This is a genomic window from Amycolatopsis sp. QT-25, from assembly GCF_029369745.1.
Taxonomy (GTDB): Bacteria; Actinomycetota; Actinomycetes; order Mycobacteriales; family Pseudonocardiaceae; genus Amycolatopsis.
Window position 1 is genome coordinate 6134767 of sequence record NZ_CP120210.1, and the last position, 20279, is coordinate 6155045.

The window sequence follows — 20279 nt, forward strand, 5'->3', positions numbered from 1 at the left end:
GCTTCTCGACGGGAAAAAGCGCCTCGAAGCGGTTGACGGTCACGCCGTTGTGCCCGGTTGCGCCGCAGTTTAGCCCTGGTGGCAGGGGATTGTTAACTCGCCCGTAATCCGGTGAAAACGAGGTCGAGGAGCCGTTCGAGGCTCTTGTCACCCGAAAGGTGTTCACTGGCCCAGGAAAGCGCGTGCAGCAGCACCAGCAACTCGTGCACCGTGACGTCCGCCCGGAGCTCACCCGAGGCCTTCGCCCTTTCCACCAGGTGGGACACCTGGTCCCGCATCGCGTGGCAGGAGGCGTACAGCGGTGAGGTCTCGTCGTCGAGGACGTCGACCATCAGTTCGGGCAATCCGCGATAGCGCGTCGCTTGTTCACCCATCCCGGCGAACCATGCCTTGAGCGCGTCCACCGGCTCTGAGGAGCCGAGGAGTTCGCGGGCCACCGCGGCCTGGGCGTCGTAGCCCTCGCGAAGCACCGTCTCGACCAAAGCCTCCCGCGTCGGGAAGTGCCGGTAGAGCGTTCCGATGCCGACACCGGCACGGCGCGCGATCTCTTCCAGCGACGCCTCGACCCCGTGCGCGGCGAAGGCGCGCTTCGCCTCTTCGACGAGGCGCTCGTAGTTGCGCCGGGCATCGGCCCGCAGCGGCTTCTTCTCGGTGTCCATCGCGCTCCCGAGCTTAGTCTCGACAAATCGGAGGCAGCCTCCGTATAGTCGGAACGCGTAAGCGGAGGCTGCCTCATGTTAGCTGGGGAGACTGGGAATGACCTTGATCGAAGAAACCCGGAAGCGGCTGGGCCCGGTGGGCGTCTGGCTGCCGGTCGGCCTGTTCACGCCGACACCGGACGAGGAACGGCGGGCCGTGCGGCGCCTGGAAGAGTTGGGCTATCGCACCGTCTGGGGCGGCGAAGGGCCGGGGAACCGGGAGCTGTTCGCGTACAGCGCCATCACGCTGGCCGCCACCGAACGGGTGGTGATCGGTACCGGGATCGCGAACATGTGGTCGCGGCCCGCCTACACCGCCCACAGCGGCGGGCGGACGCTCGCGGAGGCCTTTCCCGGCCGGTTCGTGCTCGGTGTCGGGATCGGGCACTCCCATCAGGCGGCGAAAGCGGGCTCGGACTACCGGCCGCTCGAGCAGACCCGTGACTACCTCACGGCCATGTCCGCGGCGGCGGAGGAATTCCCTTCACGGGTACCGTTCCCGCGCGTCCTCGCCGCCGTCGGCCCGAAGATGCTCGAACTCGCGCGGGATCTCACGGACGGCGCGCACCCGTTCGCCCAGCCCTTCGAGCACACGCCGTACGCCCGCGAGATCCTCGGCCGGGACAAGCTGCTCATCCCCACCCATTCGGTTCTGCTCGGCGATCGCGAACAGGCGCGGAAGAGCGTGGTGCGGGACATCGGGCTGATGAAGCACTATGGCATCTCGCACTATTTCAAGGGCTGGAAGCGGCTCGGCTACACCGACGCCGACATCGACGACGTCAGCGATCGGCTCGTCGACGGGCTGACGGCGTGGGGTGACGAAGAGCGGATCGCCGCGCGGATCGAGGAACTCGTCGACGCCGGCGCGGACACCGTGCTCGTCAATCCGGTGGGCGACGATCTCCCGTCCATAGTGGACCAACTGGAACGGCTCGCCCCGGCGTTGACGGCGGTGAGCCGATGAGCGTCGGGATCTGGACGTTCTCGTTCGACGGCAAGGACATCGGCGCGGTCCGCGAGGCGGCCGCGGAAGCCGAAGAACTCGGCTTCGACACGGTGTGGTTCGGGGAGTACCGGGGGCGGGAGGCGTTCACGCAGGCGGGCCTGCTGCTGGCGGCGACCTCCCGGCTGACCGTCGCCACCGGCATCGCGCGCTTCTCCCACCGGACACCCGTCGCCGCGGCCGCCGCCGAACGGACTCTCGCCGAGGCCTACCCCGGCCGGTTCGTCCTCGGACTGGGCGGTCATCTGCCGGGCATGAAACCACTGGTGGCGATGCGCGGCTATCTCGACGGAATGGACGAGGCCGAACTGTCCACACCGGACTCCCCGCGTCGGCGCGTGCTGGCCGCGCTGGGGCCGAAAATGCTCGCACTGGCCGCGGAACGCACCGATGGGGCGCATTCGTACTTCGTCCCCGTCGAGCACACCGCGCTGGCGCGGGAGGTCATGGGGCCTTCGGCCTTCCTCGCCGTCGAGCAGGCCGTCGTCCTCGGATCTGACCGGGAGATCGCGAGGCGGCACGTGTCGATGTATCTGGACCAGGCCGTCCACCACCAAGCGAATCTGCGGCGGTTCGGGTTCACCGAGGAGGACTACGGCTCCGACCGGCCGGTGGACGCGTTGGTCGCCGTCGGGGAGGAGGAGATCGACGCCCGGGTGCGGGCGCATCTGGACGCGGGGGCCGATCACGTCTGTTTGCAGGTCCTGACCGGGGACGACCGGATCCCGCTGGCCGAATGGCGGGTTCTGTCGGGGGTCGGGGGTAACGTGCGGGAGCGTGACGTCACCGGCTGAACTCGCTTTCGAACAAGCACGGGAACTGATCGACGCGCGGGACCTGGCCGGGCTCGCGCGCCTGATCGGTGACCTGCCCACGCTCGTCCACACGCACGGGAAGAACGGGAACGACCTGCTCGGCATGGCCACTGCCACCTGTGACGAGCGGCTGTGCCGGCTCCTGCTGGAGCACGGTGCCGATCCGGCTTCGGCCAACGTCCACGGCTGGACGGCGTTGCACCAGGCCGGATACGTCGGGCTGCCACTGCTGGTCACGATGCTGCTCGCCGCGGGCGCCCCCGTCGACGTGTCCGCCCGCGGCGACGGCGGGACGCCGCTGGTGGTCGCCTTGTTCTGGGGCCACCGCGAGGTGGCGGAGCTGCTGGCTGCGCGCGATCTGTCCCCCGGCAACCTGCGGGTGGCGGCGGGTCTCGGCCGGGCCGAGCTGCTCGACTCCCTGATCGCGCCGGACGGGACGCTCGCCCCGGCGGCGGGCGCGCATCGCGAGTTCTACCGGCCGCACAGCGGTTTCCCGGACTGGCGACCGAGCGACGAGCCGGCCGAGATCGTCGACGAGGCGCTTTCCTGGGCCGCGCGGAACGACCGGTCCGACACGGTGCGCACGCTGGTGGCGCGGGGCGCCTGGGTAGACGCCGACGTGTACCGCGGCACGGCGCTGACCTGGGCAGCCGCTCAGGGAAAGGCGTCGGCGATCAGGACCTTGGCGGAGCTCGGCGCTTCGGTGAACCGCCAGGGCACCTTCGGCGGGCTCTCGCACGGAGAAGGTGTCACGGCGCTGCACCTGGCCGTGCAGGGCGGACATGTCGATGCGGTGCGGGCCCTGCTGGAGGTGGGGGCGGATCCTTCGCTCAAGGATTCGCTGTACTCGTCGTCGGCCTGGGGATGGGCCGAGCACTTCGGGCAGACGGAGATCCTGTCGCTTCTTCGGGAGGCCTGAGCGCACGCTATGACGCCTGAGCGCGCAATGAAGGGGCCTTTCATCGCAAATTTTGCGATGAAAGGCCCCTTCATTGCGCTACCGGAGCCCGTGGAGCCGTCGCCGCGCCTGTCCCGATCCTGACGCCTCCTGGCCCGCCCGAGCCTCGTCGAAGTACGACGCTCACCGAACAATGAGCCCATGCGAGCGATCAGCCAAAACCGCCTGGGCGGCCCCGAAGTCCTCGAACTCGTCGACGTCGAGAGGCCCACGCCCGGCCCGACTCAGATCCTGGTCCGGGTGCACGCCGCGGGCGTCAACCCGGTGGACCGGAAGACCCGCGAGACCGGTGGGATCGGCCCGATGGGCGACCCGCCGTACATCCTCGGCTGGGACGTGTCCGGCGTGGTCGAGGAGGTCGGCGCGGGCGCGTCCCTGTTCTCCCCCGGCGACGAGGTCTTCGGCATGCCGTCGTTCCCGTTCCAGGCCGGGGCCTACGCCGAGTACGTGGCCGCGCCGAGCCGTCACTTCGCGCGCAAACCGTCCACTTTGGATCATGTGCGCGCGGCGGCGGTCCCGCTCGCGGGGCTCACCGTCTGGCAGAGCCTCGTCGACACGGCCCACATCCAGCCGGGGCAACGGGTCCTGATCCACGCGGCGGCGGGCGGGGTCGGCCATCTCGCGGTTCAGATCGCCAAGGCGCGCGGCGCGTACGTGCTCGGCACGGCCAGCGCCGCCAAGCACGATTTCCTTCACGGCCTCGGCGCGGACGAACTCGTCGACTATCGCACCGCGGACTTCGCCGAGGAGGTCCGCGACGTCGACGTCGTGCTCGACACGATCGGCTTGGAGTACGGACCGCGGTCGCTCAAAACCCTGCGCCGCGGCGGCAGGCTGATCCAGCTGACCCGCACCAACGACGAGCGGATGCCCGAATTGGCCGCCGCCGCGGGCGTCACCTGCGGGTTCACCCTCGCCGAGCCGGATCGCGCCGGTCTGCTGGCACTGGCGGAACTGGTCGACAGCGGACGGCTCAAGCCGACCATCGACACCGTGTTCCCGCTGGAAGAAGCCGCGAAGGCGCAGGAACTCGTGGCCGGCGGCCGCACCACCGGGAAGGTCGTACTCGCCGTCGCCGAGTAGAACCGGTGGACAAGTGGAGTCTGTAGTCCGTATCTTCAGAGACGGACTACAGACTCCGTTTCGTCTGACTGGGAGGATCCATGACCACACCCCGCGACGTCTTCGCCGAGCTTTCCGAACTCGTCACCACCCGACGGTGGGACGAACTGTTCGAGCTCTACGCGGAAGACGCCGTCGTCGAGAATCCACAGCGCCCGCCCGTGCCGTCCCGGTTCGAAGGTCGCGAGACGCTGCGGAAGATCTTCTCCGGAGGACTGAACGTCAGCATGAAACGGGCGGATGTCCTGATTCATGGGACAACCGACCCAGAAGTGCTCATCGCCGAGTATCGCAACGTCGGCGAGATGCTCGACACGGGGAAGTCCTTCGACATCGCCAATGTCCAAGTCCTGCGAGTACGAGACGGACTCATCGCGCACTCTCGCGACTACCACGACTACCTGCGCCTGACCGCGGCACGCGACGGCCTCGAAGAACTCGCCAAGAGCTACGAAACGGCGGAGGGGGAGATCACACCGGTCCCGCCCCGGCTCGAGTCGACAGCGGATCCGAAGAGCCCGCGCGGAGTGTTCGAGCGACTTGTCTACGGCGTCGCGGACGGAGCGTGGAGTGAACTATCCGCGCTCTACGCCGAGGAAACCCATGTGACGCATCCCTTCCTTCCCGGCGCGAAGACGCTGAAGAACAGGACGGATCTGCACGAGCATTTCAAGTTCGGCGAGCAGGGCAAGGTCCGCTTCCAGGTACGGGATCTGGTGATCCACGAGACCCTCGACCCCGAGGTGGTGATCGGCGAGTTCGACTACCAGGGCACGGCGCGAGACAGCCCGGAGTTCCGCGTCTCCAACATCTTCGTGCTGCGCGTGCGCGACGGGCTGATCGTCGAATCGCGCGACTACGCCGACCATCTCGCCGTCGCGGCCGCCACCGAACGGCTCGGCGAACTGATCGCGAACGTGCGTGCCGAAAGCTAGGCCGGCAGGTTGAATTCGCCGTCCCGGACGCCTTTCACGAACGCGTCCCATTCGGCGGGCGTGAACACCAGGATGTTGACGTCCGGGTTCGAGGACTGGCGCATCGCGGTGTAGGTGACGCCGTCGGTGTGCGGCACGAAGGCGTACTCGACGCAGTCGTCGAGATCGGCGCCTTCCGGCTCCGCCCGGATCCACTTCGCGTCGCTCAGGTCCAGCTTCGGCCGGATGTGGGCCTTGTCGTCCACCGGCTGCTCACTCATGATGTCCACGCTATCGCTTTCCGGCACGCAAAACGAAGGGGCCCTTCACGATGAAGGGCCCCTTCGGCGGTGAAACTAGGCGGTCTCGGTGATCGGCCGGTCCACCCACGACATCAGGTCGCGCAGCTTCTTGCCGGTCTCCTCGATCGGGTGCTGGTTGCCCTGCTCCTCGAGCTTGGTGAAGTTCGGCCGTCCGGCCTCGTCCTCGGCGACCCATTCGCGGGCGAAGGTGCCGTCCTGGATCTCACCGAGGATCTTCTTCATCTCTTCCTTGACCGCCGGCGAGATGACGCGCGGGCCGCGGGTCAGGTCGCCGTACTCGGCGGTGTCGGAGATCGAGTAGCGCTGACGCGCGATGCCGCCCTCGTACATGAGGTCGACGATCAGCTTCAGCTCGTGCAGCACCTCGAAGTAGGCGATCTCCGGGGCGTAGCCGGCCTCGGTGAGCACCTCGAAACCGGTCTGCACCAGCGCGGAGGCGCCACCGCAGAGCACGGCCTGCTCGCCGAAGAGGTCGGTCTCGGTCTCCTCGGTGAAGGTCGTCTTGATGACACCGGCGCGGGCGCCACCGATGGCGGCCGCGTAGGACAGCGCGAGCGCCTGCGCGGTGCCGGAGGCGTCCTGCTCGACCGCGATGAGCGCCGGGACGCCCTTGCCGTCGACGAACTGGCGGCGGACCAGGTGGCCCGGGCCCTTCGGCGCCACCATGGCGACGTCCACGCCCGCCGGCGGCTTGATCAGGTCGTAGCGGATGTTGAAGCCGTGGCCGAAGAACAGCGCGTCGCCGTCCTTGAGGTGCGGCTCGATGTCCTTCTCGTAGATGGCGCGCTGCTTGGTGTCCGGCGCGAGGATCATGATCAGGTCGGCTTCGGCGCTGGCCTCGGCCGGGGTGAGCACGCGGAGACCCTGCTCCTCGGCCTTGGCCCGCGACTTCGAGCCCTCGGGCAGACCGATGCGGACATCGACACCGGAGTCGCGCAGGCTCAGCGAGTGCGCGTGACCCTGGCTGCCGTAGCCGATCACGGCGACCTTGCGACCCTGGATGATCGAAAGGTCCGCGTCGTCGTCGTAAAAGATTTCCACTGCCATGAGGGGTACTACTTCCTTTCCTGACTTACCGACTTTGAATGCACCCTGTGAAGCGAAGCTTCTCCGTTGAGGGTGGTGGCGGGGGCATGGATGGACTAGCGGGCGGAGGTGGCGGTGATGGACCGGGCGCCCCGGCCGACCGCGACCATTCCGGACTGGACCAGTTCGCGGATGCCATAGGGCTCCAGCATCCGCAGCAGGGCACCGATCTTGTCCGAGGTCCCGGTGGCTTCGACGGTGAGCGCCTCGGGCGAGACGTCCACCACTTTCGCGCGGAACAACTGCACCGTTTCGAGGACCTGGCTGCGCACGGTGTTGTCGGCCCGGACCTTGACCAGCAGCAGTTCGCGCTGCACGGCTGTGGACTTTTCCAATTCCACGATCTTGATGACGTTGACCAGCTTGTTGAGCTGCTTGGTCACCTGTTCGAGCGGTAGCTCTTCGACGGCGACCACGATCGTCATCCGGGACACCTCGGGATTCTCCGTGGGCCCGACGGCGAGGGATTCGATGTTGAACCCACGCCGGGAGAACAGTCCGGAAACCCGTGCGAGGACACCGGGCTTGTTCTCGACCAGAACGCTCAGGGTGTGCACGCTCATCGGGCGTCTCCTTCGGTGGCGGCGTTCAGCTCCGCCTCGGCGGCGACTTCGTCGTCGTCGAAGAGCGGGCGGATCCCGCGCACGGCCATGATTTCGTCGTTACCGGTGCCCGCGGCCACCATGGGCCACACCTGGGCATCCTTCCCCACCACGAAATCGATCACGACGGGGCGGTCGTTGATCTCCATGGCGCGCCGGATGGTGGCGTCGACGTCCTCCTTGGTCTCGCAGCGGAGCCCGGCGCAGCCGAGCGCCTCCGCGAGCAGGGTGAAGTCGGGGATGCGGTGTTTGTGCGTACCGAGATCGGTGTTGGAGTACCGCTCGGCGTAGAAGAGGTTCTGCCACTGGCGGACCATGCCCAGGTTGCCGTTGTTGATGACGGCGACCTTGATCGGCGCGCCTTCGATGGCGCAGGTGGCCAGTTCCTGGTTGGTCATCTGGAAACAGCCGTCACCGTCGATGGCCCAGACCTGCTTGTCCGGCACGCCGAACTTGGCGCCCATCGCGGCGGGGACGGCGAAGCCCATCGTGCCGAGGCCACCGGAGTTGATCCAGGTGCGCGGGTTCTCGTACTTCACGAACTGCGCGGCCCACATCTGGTGCTGGCCGACGCCCGCGGTGTAGACCGCGTCCGGGCCGACCAGCGAACCGATGCGCTCGATGACGTACTGCGGGGAAAGCGTTCCGTCTTCGGGCCATTCGTAACCGGCCGGGTAGTCGTCACGCCAAGCGCTCGCCTGCGTCCACCAGTCCTTGAGATCCGGCTTCGCGGACTTGTCGGTCTCGGCGCGGACGGCCTCGATCAGCTCGGTGATGATCTCCGCGCAGTCGCCGACGATCGGCACGTCCGCCTTGCGGTTCTTGGAGATCTCGGCCGGATCGATGTCGGCGTGGACGATGGCGGCGTCCGGCGCGAACGAGGACAGCTGCCCGGTGACGCGGTCGTCGAAGCGGGCGCCGAGGGCGATCAGCAGATCCGCCCGCTGCATCGCGGCGACCGCGGCGACCGAACCGTGCATCCCCGGCATGCCGAGGTGCTGTGGATGCGAGTCGGGAAAGGCACCGCGGGCCATCAATGTGGTGACGACCGGGATCCCGGTCAGCTCCGCCAGTTCCCTCAGCTGGCGCGAGGCGTCGGCCTTGATCACGCCACCGCCGACGTAGAGGACCGGGCGGCGCGACTTGCCGATCAGCCGGGCGGCCTCGCGGACCTGCTTGCCGTGCGGGCGCAGCGTGGGCCGGTAGCCCGGCAGCCGCATCTCCGTCGGCCAGGAGAAGGAGGTCATCTCCTGCAGGACGTCCTTGGGGATGTCCACCAGCACCGGGCCGGGGCGCCCGGTCGAGGCGAGATGGAAGGCCTCCGCGATGGTGCGCGGGATGTCCACCGGGTCGGTGACCAGGAAGTTGTGCTTGGTGATCGGCATCGTGATGCCGCAGATGTCGGCTTCCTGGAAGGCGTCCGTGCCGATCAGCGCGCGGGACTGCTGACCGGTGATGGCGACCACCGGGACCGAGTCCATGTTCGCGTCGGCCAGCGGGGTGACCAGGTTGGTCGCGCCCGGACCGGAGGTGGCCATGCACACCCCGACCTTGCCGGTCGCCTGCGCGTATCCGGTGGCGGCGTGGCCGGCACCCTGCTCGTGGCGGACCAGGACGTGACGGACCTTCGTCGAATCGAGCAGCGGATCGTACGCCGGGAGAATGGTGCCGCCGGGAATACCGAACACGACTTCCGCGCCCACCGACTCGAGCGAGCGGACGAGCGACTGCGCGCCCGTGACCCGCACCGGGGTCCCGGCGGGCGGCGCCGGCTTGGGTCGGGCACCGGAGGTACCGGTGTTCGCATCAGCTCGCGAGGTGGCACTGGTCATCGCTGTTTGCCTCGTCTTTGTCTAGTCACTCGTTCGGGTATTCATTGGCTGGTCGGCAGTGAATATTGTTCCAGGCAACGCTGCGCCAAGTTTTGAACATCAAAAAACCCCCGCCGACCGGAGTGGTCGCACGAGGGTCGCGCGTCGACGCAGCGGAGACTTCCCTAAGCGTCGACGCGCTGGGGAAGTACGAGGCCGGTCTGCGTTGTCACGAGAGTGAAGTTAGCCGGTCGCCGTCAAGAGTGTCAACTCTGCGGGACGGCGATTCCGCATGCTGGACACCATCGGTGGATGGCGCGACCCGCGTTCGAGGCCCGGAAGGCGGCGGTGCACCATCTTTGACGTGGCAGAAGAAAAGCAGCAGGAACAGGCGAACGAGGACCGCAAGGCCGTCTTCAAAATCCCGAACACGGCGTTGCTGGCGATCGCTTTCCTCGTCGTTTGTGTGACGCCTGTCGCGTTCGGTGACGTGCCGTACCTCCAGTGGCTCTATCTCTTCCCGATCGCACTGGCGGTGTTCGTCGTCCGGACCCGGACGACGGCGACGGCCGAGGGGTTGGAGGTCCGCACGATGTTCGGACGGCGGGATCTGCCGTGGACCTCGCTCAAGGGCCTCGCCATCACCGAGAAGGCGAAGGTGCAGGCGGTACTGAAGGACGACAGCAAGATCGCGCTCCCCGCCGTGCGTACTCGTCACTTGCCGGTGATCTCGCTGGTCAGCGCGGGTCACGTGGCCGATCCTTCCGGGCTGACCGACGACATCGGCAAGACCGGGGAGAAGGCTCCGGAGAAGAGCGAGGACTCCGAGGAGTAGGATTGGTAGGACCAGTTTGGCGCCCGTTCGCCCTGGTCCTCATCCCGAACCTTGGAGTCAGCCGTGCCTCAACTCCGTTCCCGGACCACCACCCACGGCCGCAACGCGGCGGGTGCCCGCTCGCTCTGGCGCGCCACCGGAATGACCGACAGCGACTTCGGCAAGCCGATCGTCGCCATCGCGAACTCCTACACCCAGTTCGTGCCGGGGCACGTGCACCTCAAGGACCTCGGCGAGATCGTGGCCGGCGCGGTGAAGGAGGCGGGCGGGGTCGCCCGCGAGTTCCACACGATCGCCGTGGACGACGGGATCGCCATGGGGCACAGCGGAATGCTGTACTCGCTGCCCTCGCGCGAGATCATCGCCGACTCCGTCGAGTACATGGTGAACGCGCATCAGGCCGACGCGCTCGTCTGCATCTCCAACTGCGACAAGATCACCCCTGGCATGTTGAACGCCGCCATGCGGCTGAACATCCCCGTGGTGTTCGTCTCCGGCGGGCCGATGGAAGCCGGGAAGGCCGTGGTCGTCGGCGGCGTCGCCCAGGCGCCGACCGACCTGATCACCGCGATCGCCGCGTCGGCCAGCAGCGAGGTCGACGAGGACGGGCTGTCCATTGTGGAGCGTTCGGCCTGCCCGACCTGCGGTTCGTGCTCGGGCATGTTCACCGCGAACTCGATGAACTGCCTCACCGAGGCCCTTGGGCTCTCCCTGCCGGGCAACGGTTCCACCCTCGCCACGCACGCCGCCCGCCGGGCACTGTTCGAGGATGCCGGGCGCACCGTCGTCGAACTGTGCGAGCGCTGGTACTCCCACGACGACGAGTCGGCGCTCCCACGCTCGATCGCGACGAAGAAGGCGTTCGAGAACGCGATGGCCCTCGACATGGCGATGGGTGGTTCGACCAACACGGTGCTGCACATCCTCGCCGCCGCGCAGGAGGGCGAGGTCGACTTCACCATCGACGACATCGACGCCATCGGCCGCCGCGTGCCGTGCCTGTCGAAGGTCGCGCCGAACTCGGACTACCACATGGAGGACGTCCACCGCGCGGGCGGCATCCCGGCCATCCTCGGTGAGCTGTACCGCGGCGGCCTGCTGAACACCGACGTCCACTCCGTGCACTCGCCGGATCTCGAATCCTGGTTGTCCACTTGGGACATCCGCGCGAAGGAGCCGTCGGCGCGCGCGATCGAACTGTTCCACGCCGCGCCGGGCGGGGTCCGCACCACGGAGGCGTTCTCCACCGAGAACCGCTGGTCCTCTTTGGACACCGACGCCGCGGGCGGCTGCATCCACGACGTCGAACACGCCTACACCAAGGACGGCGGGCTCGCGATCCTGCGCGGCAACCTCGCCGAGAACGGCGCCGTAATCAAGTCGGCGGGCATCGACGAGGAACTGTGGCACTTCGAGGGACCGGCACGGGTGCTGGAAAGCCAGGAGGAGGCGGTCTCGGCCATCCTCAAGAAGGAGATCCAGCCCGGCGAGGTGCTGGTGATCCGCTACGAAGGCCCGGCCGGCGGCCCCGGCATGCAGGAGATGCTGCACCCCACGGCGTTCCTCAAGGGCTCCGGCCTCGGCAAGAAGTGCGCGCTGATCACCGACGGCCGGTTCTCCGGTGGCTCGTCGGGCATCTCGGTCGGGCACATCTCACCCGAGGCGGCCGCGGGCGGCGCGATCGGCCTGGTCCGGAACGGCGACCGGATCCTGCTCGACGTCCACGAGCGCCGTCTCGAACTGCTCGTCGACGCGGACGTCCTCGCCGAGCGGCGCGCGAAGATGGAAGCGAGCGAGCGGCCGTGGCAGCCGGTCTCGCGGGACCGGAAGGTCACCGCCGCGCTGCGGGCCTACGCGCGAATGGCGACTTCGGCCGACACCGGCGCGGTGCGGGACCCGAGCAAGTAGACCCCGCTCGCAAGTACATCCGGCTGCTATGAAAGGTCCTTTCCTTGCAAATTTTGCAAGGAAAGGACCTTTCATAGCACGCGCGGTGGGCCCAAAACCGCATTCAGCGGACTGAACGCGGGCAGCGTCAGCGGCAGAGGACGAGCACCACGACCGAAGCGGCCGCCGCCACCACAAGACCGATCAGCCCGAACGAAAGCGGCCGCTTCCGCCACGGGGTGTTGACGTCCAGCGCGATCCGCCCGGAGCCCGCGAGCAGGACGGTGAGCGAAGCCGCGGCGAGCAGGAGTTCGAACTCGAAACCCTGCCCTTCCTTCTGGAAGAACCCGCCGCCGAACTTCACGTACACGATGTTCGCGCAGACACCCAGCAGCGCGGCGGCGCCGACGGGGGTGAACAGGCCCACCAGCACGAGCGCGCCCCCGACCACCTCGCTGATCCCGGTGATCCAGGAAAGCAGCGTGGTCTGGGTGTAGCCGAAGTTGCCGAGCACCCTGGCGAAGCCGCCGACCCCGGGCCCGCCGAAGGCGCCGAAGAGGTGCTGTAGCCCGTGCGCGCCCATGGTCACGCCGAGCACCACTCGCAGGACGAGCAGACCGAGGTCGATTCCGCCCCGGGTCTCCGTCGGGGCCGGGCCGTTGCCGGGTTCGGCCACGTCCGAGATCATGCTGGTCTGGTAGTCATCGCTCACGGGCGAAGGGTAGGCGAAACCGGCTCGGCAGGCGACCAGCGCCACGTCCTACGCCGACCGCCGTGCCGAGAAGGCCTTCACGCGTGTTCAGGCGGACGACACCCGTGCCGGAACGGACGGCACCCGTGATTGGAAGGACGACACGCCCGAAGTCCGGTTCCGCCGCCGTGTCGTCCGTCCAGTCACGCGAGTCGTTTGTCTGGAGGCCGAACCGCCGGACCGGTGGTGGCTCAGAACAGGGTCGCCGGCTCGATCGCTTCGGGCTCGGGCAGCGGGGCGAGGCTGGGCACCAGGGCGCGCACGTCGTCGTGGAACCGGCGGGCGAGCGCCGGTGCGTCGTCGTTGTCGGGGGTGTGCACGAAGACCGTCGGCGACCGGCCCTCCCGCAGCCACTCGGCGACCACCTCGGTCCACGGCCGCCATCCCTCGACGGTCTCCTCGGTCGAGTCCCGGCCCAGGTAGCGGACGATCGGCCGGTCGGTCAGCGCCCGCGTCCGCCTCGGCAGCCGGGGTTTCTTGCCCCAGGCGTCCTGCTCGGCCTCGCTGCCGGGCGGTTTTCCAAAGAAGACCGTGGTGTCGAACGGCACCCACTCGGCGTCCGCGTGGGCGAGTGTCCTCTCCAGCAACGACGTCGAGCGGGCGTCGGTGTGGAAATCGGGATGCCGCACCTCCACGGCGCGCCGGCGGCCGGCCGGGAGCCGGCGCAGGAAGCGGCCGAGGGTGTCGACGTCGGACGGGCCGAACGACCCTGGCAGCTGGGTCCACAGGACCGCCCGGTCGCCGAGTGGTTCGATCGCGTCCAGGAACGCCCGCATCTCGGTCTCGACACCGGCGAGCCGTCGCTCGTGCGTGACGACCTTGGGCAGCTTCAGCACGAACCGGAAACCGGGATCGGTCTGCCGTGCCCACGTCGCGACGGTGTCCCGGGTGGGCGTCGCGTAGAAGGTGGTGTTGCCCTCGACCGCGTTGCACCAGCCGGCGTAGGCCCGCAGCCGCTCCCCCGTGGGCAGCGACCGCGGCACGAACCGCCCGGTCCACGCCTTGTGCGTCCACATCGCGCAGCCGATATGAAGATTCACCACGCTGGTCAGTATTCGCCGTGGACCAGGTTCTTCGGCAGCTCCCCACCCAGATAGTGGCTCAGTTCCCGCGCCACCACCGCGTAGGCCCGCTGCCGCCTGCCGCTCACCGAGCCCGCGACGTGCGGTGTCAGCAGCAGTCCCGGCACGTCCCACAGCGGATGACCGGCGGGCAGCGGCTCGGGATCGGTGACGTCGAGGGCGGCACGCAATCGCCTCGAAGCGAGTTCCGCGACGAGCGCGCCGGTGTCCACGACAGGGCCCCTCGAGACGTTGACGAGGATCGCGTCGTCCGGCATCGCGGCCAGGAACTCCGCGTCGACCATGCCCCGGGTGTGCTGGGTGAGCGGCACCATCAGGACCGTGACGTCGTGCTCGGGCAGCAGGGCGGGGAGTTCGTCGACGCCGTGGACGCCCTCGCGGGCGCTCGCGCCGACCATCGTGCAACGCACGTCGAACGTCTCCAGGCGGCGGCGCAGATGCCTGCCGAGGTCGCCCGCCCCGATGACGAGGACCCGTTTGCCCTGCAGGGTGTCGGTGGTCCGGCGTTCCCAGCGTTTCCGGCGCAGGCCGTCGGCGAAGTCGCCGAGACCGCGGTAGATCGCCAAGAGGACCGCGACGACCCATTCGGCCGAGCTGCCGCCGTGCGCGCCGCGGCAGGTCGAGAGCAGGACTCCGTCCGGCACCTTGCCGATCCAGTCTTCGGCGCCCGCCACCAGCAGCTGCACGAGTTTGACGTTCGGCAGTTCGCGCCAGAGTTCCTCGGTGGGCCGGTCACCGGTCACGAGGACCTCGGCCTCGGCGGCTTCGGGCGGCACCGGCTCGCCGTGGCGGTACACCACCGGGTGCACGCCTTCGATCTCCGAAAGCGCGGCCACTCCCACTTCGTCGGGCACGAGAACGGTCACTGTCATGATCGCCACGGTAGCCACCGCCGCTTACCCGTGGCTCACGCACGCCCACCTAGGCTTGCCCCGTGCGTAACCGGTACCGGCGGAAGTGGACCGCGCCGCTGGCCATGCTGGCCTGCGGTGCGCTGCTGCTTTCCGGCTGCGCCGATTTCGACAACACCGCCGCCGGGCAGAAGTTCACCCCGGTCAATCCGCCGTCCCCCGTGGCCCCGCCGCAGGTCGGGCCCGGCGGTGAAGCGGGCGACGCCGGTCCCGGCCGCGGCAACGGGCCGAACCAGACGCCGACGCCGGTCCCGCCGCCGCAGGGCTGCAAGGACTTCGACAAGGCCGTCATCGCGACCTGTCTGGACACCGTCGCCGCCGTGGCCGCGATCCCCGGCGACGGCACCGCCCCCAGCGCGCTCGCGGGCGAACGCAAGAGCGGCCGGATCGTGCTCGCCGCCGTGGAGAAGGACCCGGCCGCCTGGGCCACCGTCCCGGTGGACGGCTCCGGCGACGGCGGTCTCACCTCGCTCGCCCTTTCCCCCGGTTTCGCCGAAGACCAGCTCGTCTTCGCCTACATCACCACGCCGACCGACAACCGGGTCGTCCGGCTGGCGAAGGGCCAGGCGCCGAAACCGGTGCTGACCGGCATCCCCAAGGGCGCCACCGGCAATCGTGGCGCGCTCGGCACCGACGCCAAGGGCGCCCTCCTGGTCGCCACCGGCGACGCGGGCAACGCCGGACTCGCCGCCGATGCCGCGTCGCTCGCCGGGAAGGTGCTGCGCATCGACACCTCGGGCAAACCGGCGGCGGGCAACCCCACGCCGGGGTCGGCGGTCTTCTCGACCGGCGTGCACTCCCCCGGCGGGATCTGCCGCGACCAGACCGGTTCGCGCCTGTGGCTGACCGACCGGCTGGCCGACAAAGACGTGCTGTACCGGCTCCGGGGCGGCCAGCCGCTGACCGCCCCGGCGTGGAGCTGGACCGACAAACCCGGCGTGGCGGGCTGCGCGGACTTCATCGGTGCCACCGGTTATCTCTCCATCACGACGTCGATCGCGGGCAACCTGCAGAATCTCCCGGTCACCCCGGACGGCGCGGTGACCGGGAAACCCGACGTCGCCATGGACGGCAAGGTCGGCAAGCCGCCGAAGACCTTCGGCAGGCTTTCCGCGATGAGCATGGTCAACCCGCAGGTCGCGATCACCGGGACGCTCAACAAGGACGGCGGCGCACCGGTTTCGAGCGACGACCGCGTCGTCATCATCACGCCGTCGGCCAGCGCCGGCGGGGGCGGCAAGGACTGAGCGGCCGTCACCTGGACGGCCTCGGCTGGGCAGGCGGCGTGAACCGGGTGAACGACGGCGCCATGGGCTTCTCCTTGCCCTGCGGATCGAACAGCTCCGGCACCAGTCGATACGCGGAGCCGAGCGCGGTCGCGGCGGCGGTGAGCCGGCGCGGATCGGTGGACGGCCAGTGGCCGGTGTCCACCCGGGACAGCAGGGTGCGCAGCAGGACGATCTCCTCGGCCGCGTTGAACGAGCAGTGACCACCCCGGCTGACGTAGGTCTGCCGCAGCAGGCCGGGAGCACCGTTGTGCCGGACCTGATCGCCATACCACCGGGCCTGCCCCGCGACGGCGCCGCCGTCACCGGTGGTGTGCGCGGTCAGCACGGGTGACGGCGTGCTCCCGCGAGCCACCGTGTAGCGGTGCATGTAGGTCTGCGCCTGGGGATCCGCCGAAATCCGCGGGGCCGCGGCGAGCCGGTCGAGATCGGCTTCCAGATCCACGCCGCCCGCCCGGTAGGCATGCCGCACCAGGTCGAGCCCGGCAGAGCGAGCGAGCTGTCGCCGATAGTCGATCCCGGTGTTCGATGAAGGGTTGCCACCGGCCCGGCGTTCGATTTCGGGGCGTGCGGACGGACCGTAGCCGTACAGGTGGGCCCCGGTGACCCAGAGCGCCTGTTGCGCGAGGCGGTCGGCGGACGCCTTCGGCTCCGGTTCGTGCGCCGACGCCCAGCCCGGGATGGTACCGAGCGCCCCGGCCAACGCGATCCGCGCGCGGCCCGCCTCGGTCTTCTGCGCTTCGGCCACGACGGCTTCGAGTGCCGCCTGCGCGGCCCGCGGATCACGGGGCCGGACGAGGTCGATGTCCGCGTCGGACGCCAGCAGGGTCTTGAGCGCGAAAAGCATGTCCAGCGCGCTGTTCCACGTGCCGTTCGCGTCGTACTCGCCGCACTGCGTCAGGACGCCGTCGAACCGGTCAGGATTGTTCTCGGCCAGCTTCAGGGAGATCACGGCACCCATGGACATCCCACTGGTGATGGTCCGCCGCGGTTTTCCCACCTCGGCCCCGAACCAGTCCAGCAGCGCGATCTGATCGGTCAAGGCCTCCTCGATCGCGTGCCCGAACACGCCTTGGTAGTTCGACGCGGCCAGCGCGTAGCCCCGGTCGAGCAGCCAGGACTCGGTCTCGGGTCTGGTGGCCAGCATGATCCGCGCCGGCTTCCACGGGTCCACGTAGAGCCCGTGGCTGTAGAGCACCAGCGTGCCGTTCCAGCGTTTCGGCACTTTGACCAGGAACTCCGCGCCGTCGATCGTTCCCTCGTGAACGCGCGGGCGTTCTTCGGCGGCCGCCGGCGTGGCGATGGACAGCGCCCCGAACAGGAGCGCGACGAGCACGGTGACGAGTGTCCTGCGGGTGTGAGTCATACCGGGAAAAATAGGTGACCATATGGTCACATGTCAAGGCGGTACTCCGTCCGGCGCCCGCACATGCCATAACCGTCCTCTTTGGACGGATTGGCCACCCGGAGGCCCGGCCGCTCGAGGTGGCTCACGTCGCCGTTCGCGAGCGCTGCCAGGTGTTCCCCGGTCGACTCGGCGGCGGCCAGCGCACCGGCGCGCCAGCGCGGGATCCAGGCGTCGACCTTGGGCGCGACCAGCGTGGCGGCCGCGCGGTGGAGCTCCCTCAACGGGCCGGGGTCTCCCGAGACGAGGGCGTCGCGGATCGGCAGATAGCCCTCGACCGCGAGATCGCGGCGACGGCGGGCGGCGGCGTCGTCCGCAGGCGTCGCGGCGGCCTCCGCGTACGCGTGCGGATCGGCGAGGATCCGCGGCGGGAAGGTGAAGACCGCGTCCCCCGCTTCGGGCAGTCCGCCGTTCTGCATGAGCACGGTGATCCGCAGATCGTCGCGCTGCACCATCCGGTGGACCGTGCCGGGCGCGAACCACGCGACGACGCCGGGTTCGAGTTCGGTCTCGCGATAGCCGCCGACGTCGAGGGTCTGCACCGCGCCACGTCCGCCGGTGACGACGTACGCCTCGGTGCAGGCCAGGTGCAGATGCGGGCTGCCGCCGCACACGCCGTCCACCGCTTCCCACTCATAGGCGCGAAGATGGGAAAGGCCGATACCACCGGGAAGGGGGAACACGATGACCTCCTCGGGAAGAAAGCGCTTTCTCGATGCAATTAGGTGACTGATTGCGAGACGGGGGAAGGTCAGGGGCGGCGGGTGCGGGTTTCCGCGCGCAGGCGCCGGACGTCGAGGAACGCGACGACCACGGAGACGACGGCGGCGAGCAAGCCGAGGTAGCGGCCGAGGCCGGAGCCGATTTCGACGCCGGCGGCGGAAAGGATCCCGCGCTGGTCGGCGTCGAACTGCCAGTCGAGGCTGAGCCGGCCGAGCAGCATCAGCAGCAGCGCGCCGATGGCCGCCATCAGCCACAGATGCGGCAGGCCCGCGCGGCGGACGGCGTCGACGCGGCCGAACAGCACGACGGCGAGACCGGGCAGGAACACCAGGAACACCGGCGCCCAGGCGAGGAAACCCGAACGCCACGCGTCCCGCGTGACGTCGTCGGCGGGCAACGTCGCCAGGACGTCCTCGATCTCCGGGCGCGACGCGGTCAGCGTGGTCCACGGCAGGAACAAGGCCGCCAGCGCGAGCAGCCCGGCCGCGAGGCCGAGCCACTCACGCCAGGTGACCTTCTTCGGTGACAGCACAGCGAACTCAGGCACCGACTCGCTCGACGATCAGTTCACGCACGCGCTTGGCGTCGGCCTGGCCCTTGGTGGCCTTCATGACCGCCCCGACGATCGCCCCGGCCGCGGCCACCTTCCCGCCGCGGATCTTCTCGGCGACGTCGGGCTGCGCGGCCAGCGCCTCGTCGACCGCCGAGATGAGCGCGGAGTCGTCGGAGACGACCTTCAGGCCGCGCTTCTCGACGACCTCGGAGGGCGAACCCTCGCCGGCGAGCACGCCGTGGGTGACCTCCTTGGCCAGCTTGTTGGTCAGCTCACCGGAGTTGACCAGCGCGATGACCTCGGCCAGCTGCGCCGGGGTGATCGCCAGCTCCGCCAGTTCGATCTCGCGGGAGTTGGCCTCCTGCGCCAGCGTGTTGACCCACCAGCTGCGGGCCTCGTCCGGCGTCGCGCCCGCTTCGACGGTGGCGGCGACCAGGTCGACCGCGCCGACGTTGAGCAGGTCGCGCAGTGCCTCGTCGGTCAGGTTCCACTCCCGCTGGATGCGCTTGCGGCGCTCCGACGGCATCTCCGGGAGCGTCTCGCGCAGCTCCTCGACCCAGTCGCGCGACGGCGCGATCGGCACCAGGTCGGGCTCCGGGAAGTACCGGTAGTCCTCGGCGGTCTCCTTGGTGCGGCCCGGCGACGTGGTGCCGTCGGCCTCCTGGAAGTGCCGCGTCTCCTGCTTGATCGTGCCGCCCTCGGCGAGGATCGCCGCCTGACGGGTCATCTCGTACCGCACGGCGCGCTCGACACTGCGCAGCGAGTTGACGTTCTTGGTCTCGGTACGCGTGCCGAACTCGGTCGCGTCCTTGGCCATCAGCGAAACGTTCGCGTCGCAGCGCAGGGAACCCTGGTCCATGCGGACGTCGGAGACGTCCAGCGCGCTCAGCAGATCCCGCAGGGCGCTCACGTACGCGCGGGCGACCTCGGGGGCGCGGCCACCGGTGTGCTCGATCGTCTTGGTGACGATCTCGATCAACGGAACGCCCGCGCGGTTGTAGTCGAGCAGTGAGTGCTCGGCGCCATGGATCCGCCCGGTCGCACCGCCGACGTGCAGCGACTTGCCGGTGTCCTCCTCCATGTGCGCCCGCTCGATCTCGACGCGCACGACCTCGCCGTCGTCCAGCGTCACGTCGAGGTAGCCGTCGAAGGCGATCGGCTCGTCGTACTGCGAGGTCTGGAAGTTCTTCGGCATGTCCGGATAGAAGTAGTTCTTCCGGGCGAACCGGCACCACTGCGCGATCTCGCAGTTGAGCGCGAGACCGATGCGGATCGCGCCCTCGACCGCCTTGCCGTTCACGACCGGCAGCGAACCGGGCATGCCGAGACAGGTCGGGCACACCTTGGTGTTCGGCTCGCCGCCGAACTCGTTGGCGCAGCCGCAGAACATCTTGGTGTTCGTGTTCAGCTCGACGTGCACCTCGAGGCCCAGCACCGGGTCGAACCGCTCGATGACGTCGGCGTAGTCCATGAGTTCCACCACGGCGGTCACTTCTTTCCTCCTACTGTCC

Annotated in this window: 20 protein-coding genes; 8 read left to right on the forward strand and 12 right to left on the reverse strand. The window is 69.1% G+C overall.

Going from position 1 to position 20279, the window contains the following annotated elements:
* Positions 1-92: 92 nt before the first annotated feature.
* On the reverse strand, positions 93-659 hold the full coding sequence (locus tag P3102_RS28500; protein WP_276363212.1) for a TetR/AcrR family transcriptional regulator: 567 nt from the start codon (positions 657-659) through the stop codon (positions 93-95).
* A gap of 97 nt (positions 660-756) precedes the next feature.
* Between P3102_RS28500 and P3102_RS28505 the strand changes: the two genes are divergently transcribed.
* From P3102_RS28505 to P3102_RS28525, 5 genes are all read left to right on the forward strand, one after another.
* Positions 757-1665, forward strand: coding sequence for a TIGR03620 family F420-dependent LLM class oxidoreductase (locus P3102_RS28505; protein ID WP_276363214.1), 909 nt, complete (start codon positions 757-759; stop codon positions 1663-1665).
* Positions 1662-2498 carry a TIGR03620 family F420-dependent LLM class oxidoreductase gene (locus tag P3102_RS28510; RefSeq protein ID WP_276363216.1) on the forward strand — a complete coding sequence of 279 codons (837 nt, stop codon included), beginning with the start codon at positions 1662-1664 and terminating at the stop codon, positions 2496-2498. The genes P3102_RS28505 and P3102_RS28510 overlap by 4 nt, the downstream gene beginning before the upstream one ends.
* Complete coding sequence (locus P3102_RS28515) at positions 2482-3438, forward strand: ankyrin repeat domain-containing protein (protein WP_276363218.1); 957 nt, start codon at positions 2482-2484, stop codon at positions 3436-3438. Before P3102_RS28510 ends, P3102_RS28515 begins: the two co-directional genes overlap by 17 nt.
* Before the next feature lie 180 nt (positions 3439-3618).
* Complete coding sequence (locus tag P3102_RS28520) at positions 3619-4560, forward strand: NADP-dependent oxidoreductase (RefSeq protein ID WP_276363219.1); 942 nt, start codon at positions 3619-3621, stop codon at positions 4558-4560.
* A gap of 80 nt (positions 4561-4640) precedes the next feature.
* Positions 4641-5534 (forward strand): nuclear transport factor 2 family protein, encoded by an 894-nt coding sequence (locus P3102_RS28525; protein WP_276363221.1) that lies wholly within the window; start codon positions 4641-4643, stop codon positions 5532-5534.
* Here P3102_RS28525 and P3102_RS28530 read toward each other — a convergent pair.
* The 4 genes from P3102_RS28530 to P3102_RS28545 form a co-directional block, all read right to left on the reverse strand.
* A complete protein-coding gene (locus P3102_RS28530; RefSeq protein ID WP_276363223.1) occupies positions 5531-5794 on the reverse strand; it encodes a DUF397 domain-containing protein in 264 nt (87 codons plus the stop codon). The genes P3102_RS28525 and P3102_RS28530 overlap by 4 nt on opposite strands.
* A 75-nt stretch (positions 5795-5869) precedes the next feature.
* Positions 5870-6883 (reverse strand): ketol-acid reductoisomerase, encoded by a 1014-nt coding sequence (ilvC, locus tag P3102_RS28535; RefSeq protein WP_276363225.1) that lies wholly within the window; start codon positions 6881-6883, stop codon positions 5870-5872.
* A 95-nt stretch (positions 6884-6978) separates the two neighbouring features.
* Positions 6979-7485 (reverse strand): acetolactate synthase small subunit, encoded by a 507-nt coding sequence (gene ilvN, locus P3102_RS28540; protein WP_034315713.1) that lies wholly within the window; start codon positions 7483-7485, stop codon positions 6979-6981.
* Positions 7482-9356: an acetolactate synthase large subunit gene (locus P3102_RS28545; RefSeq protein WP_276363231.1), complete on the reverse strand. Its 1875-nt coding sequence runs from the start codon at positions 9354-9356 to the stop codon at positions 7482-7484. Before P3102_RS28545 ends, ilvN begins: the two co-directional genes overlap by 4 nt.
* 343 nt (positions 9357-9699) lie before the next feature.
* Between P3102_RS28545 and P3102_RS28550 the strand changes: the two genes are divergently transcribed.
* On the forward strand, positions 9700-10170 hold the full coding sequence (locus tag P3102_RS28550) for a PH domain-containing protein (protein ID WP_276363233.1): 471 nt from the start codon (positions 9700-9702) through the stop codon (positions 10168-10170).
* A 63-nt stretch (positions 10171-10233) separates the two neighbouring features.
* A complete protein-coding gene (gene ilvD / locus P3102_RS28555) occupies positions 10234-12078 on the forward strand; it encodes a dihydroxy-acid dehydratase (RefSeq protein WP_276363235.1) in 1845 nt (614 codons plus the stop codon).
* Between the two features lie 127 nt (positions 12079-12205).
* Here the strand turns inward: ilvD and P3102_RS28560 are convergent, their stop codons facing one another.
* The 3 genes from P3102_RS28560 to P3102_RS28570 all read right to left on the reverse strand — a co-directional run bounded on the left by P3102_RS28560 (position 12206) and on the right by P3102_RS28570 (position 14762).
* Complete coding sequence (locus tag P3102_RS28560; RefSeq protein ID WP_276371393.1) at positions 12206-12745, reverse strand: DoxX family protein; 540 nt, start codon at positions 12743-12745, stop codon at positions 12206-12208.
* Between the two features lie 254 nt (positions 12746-12999).
* Positions 13000-13824 carry a DUF72 domain-containing protein gene (locus P3102_RS28565; RefSeq protein ID WP_276371395.1) on the reverse strand — a complete coding sequence of 275 codons (825 nt, stop codon included), beginning with the start codon at positions 13822-13824 and terminating at the stop codon, positions 13000-13002.
* Between the two features lie 32 nt (positions 13825-13856).
* Positions 13857-14762 (reverse strand): 2-hydroxyacid dehydrogenase, encoded by a 906-nt coding sequence (locus P3102_RS28570; protein ID WP_276363237.1) that lies wholly within the window; start codon positions 14760-14762, stop codon positions 13857-13859.
* A gap of 62 nt (positions 14763-14824) precedes the next feature.
* On the opposite strand from P3102_RS28570, the gene P3102_RS28575 reads away from it, so the two are divergent.
* Positions 14825-16048, forward strand: a complete 1224-nt coding sequence (locus tag P3102_RS28575; protein ID WP_276363239.1) for a PQQ-dependent sugar dehydrogenase — start codon at positions 14825-14827, stop codon at positions 16046-16048.
* Between the two features lie 7 nt (positions 16049-16055).
* Here the strand turns inward: P3102_RS28575 and P3102_RS28580 are convergent, their stop codons facing one another.
* The 4 genes from P3102_RS28580 to gatB all read right to left on the reverse strand — a co-directional run bounded on the left by P3102_RS28580 (position 16056) and on the right by gatB (position 20260).
* A complete protein-coding gene (locus P3102_RS28580) occupies positions 16056-17453 on the reverse strand; it encodes a DUF6351 family protein (RefSeq protein ID WP_276363241.1) in 1398 nt (465 codons plus the stop codon).
* Between the two features lie 26 nt (positions 17454-17479).
* Positions 17480-18175, reverse strand: coding sequence for a cupin (locus tag P3102_RS28585; RefSeq protein WP_276363243.1), 696 nt, complete (start codon positions 18173-18175; stop codon positions 17480-17482).
* Between the two features lie 68 nt (positions 18176-18243).
* Positions 18244-18762: a hypothetical protein gene (locus tag P3102_RS28590; RefSeq protein WP_276363245.1), complete on the reverse strand. Its 519-nt coding sequence runs from the start codon at positions 18760-18762 to the stop codon at positions 18244-18246.
* Positions 18755-20260: an Asp-tRNA(Asn)/Glu-tRNA(Gln) amidotransferase subunit GatB gene (gene gatB, locus P3102_RS28595; protein WP_276363247.1), complete on the reverse strand. Its 1506-nt coding sequence runs from the start codon at positions 20258-20260 to the stop codon at positions 18755-18757. The genes P3102_RS28590 and gatB overlap by 8 nt, the downstream gene beginning before the upstream one ends.
* Between the last annotated feature and the right edge of the window lie 19 nt (positions 20261-20279).

Excerpts from the sequence above, each read along its gene's own strand:
- P3102_RS28500 (WP_276363212.1), bottom strand. The coding sequence starts at position 659 with ATGGACACCGAGAAGAAGCCGCTGCGGGCCGATGCCCGGCGCAACTAC.
- P3102_RS28505 (WP_276363214.1), top strand. The coding sequence starts at position 757 with ATGACCTTGATCGAAGAAACCCGGAAGCGGCTGGGCCCGGTGGGCGTC.
- P3102_RS28510 (WP_276363216.1), top strand. The coding sequence starts at position 1,662 with ATGAGCGTCGGGATCTGGACGTTCTCGTTCGACGGCAAGGACATCGGC.
- P3102_RS28520 (WP_276363219.1), top strand. The coding sequence starts at position 3,619 with ATGCGAGCGATCAGCCAAAACCGCCTGGGCGGCCCCGAAGTCCTCGAA.
- P3102_RS28525 (WP_276363221.1), top strand. The coding sequence starts at position 4,641 with ATGACCACACCCCGCGACGTCTTCGCCGAGCTTTCCGAACTCGTCACC.
- P3102_RS28530 (WP_276363223.1), bottom strand. The coding sequence starts at position 5,794 with ATGAGTGAGCAGCCGGTGGACGACAAGGCCCACATCCGGCCGAAGCTG.
- ilvC (WP_276363225.1), bottom strand. The coding sequence starts at position 6,883 with ATGGCAGTGGAAATCTTTTACGACGACGACGCGGACCTTTCGATCATC.
- ilvN (WP_034315713.1), bottom strand. The coding sequence starts at position 7,485 with ATGAGCGTGCACACCCTGAGCGTTCTGGTCGAGAACAAGCCCGGTGTC.
- P3102_RS28545 (WP_276363231.1), bottom strand. The coding sequence starts at position 9,356 with ATGACCAGTGCCACCTCGCGAGCTGATGCGAACACCGGTACCTCCGGT.
- P3102_RS28560 (WP_276371393.1), bottom strand. The coding sequence starts at position 12,745 with ATGATCTCGGACGTGGCCGAACCCGGCAACGGCCCGGCCCCGACGGAG.
- P3102_RS28565 (WP_276371395.1), bottom strand. The coding sequence starts at position 13,824 with ATGTGGACGCACAAGGCGTGGACCGGGCGGTTCGTGCCGCGGTCGCTG.
- P3102_RS28570 (WP_276363237.1), bottom strand. The coding sequence starts at position 14,762 with ATGACAGTGACCGTTCTCGTGCCCGACGAAGTGGGAGTGGCCGCGCTT.
- P3102_RS28580 (WP_276363241.1), bottom strand. The coding sequence starts at position 17,453 with ATGACTCACACCCGCAGGACACTCGTCACCGTGCTCGTCGCGCTCCTG.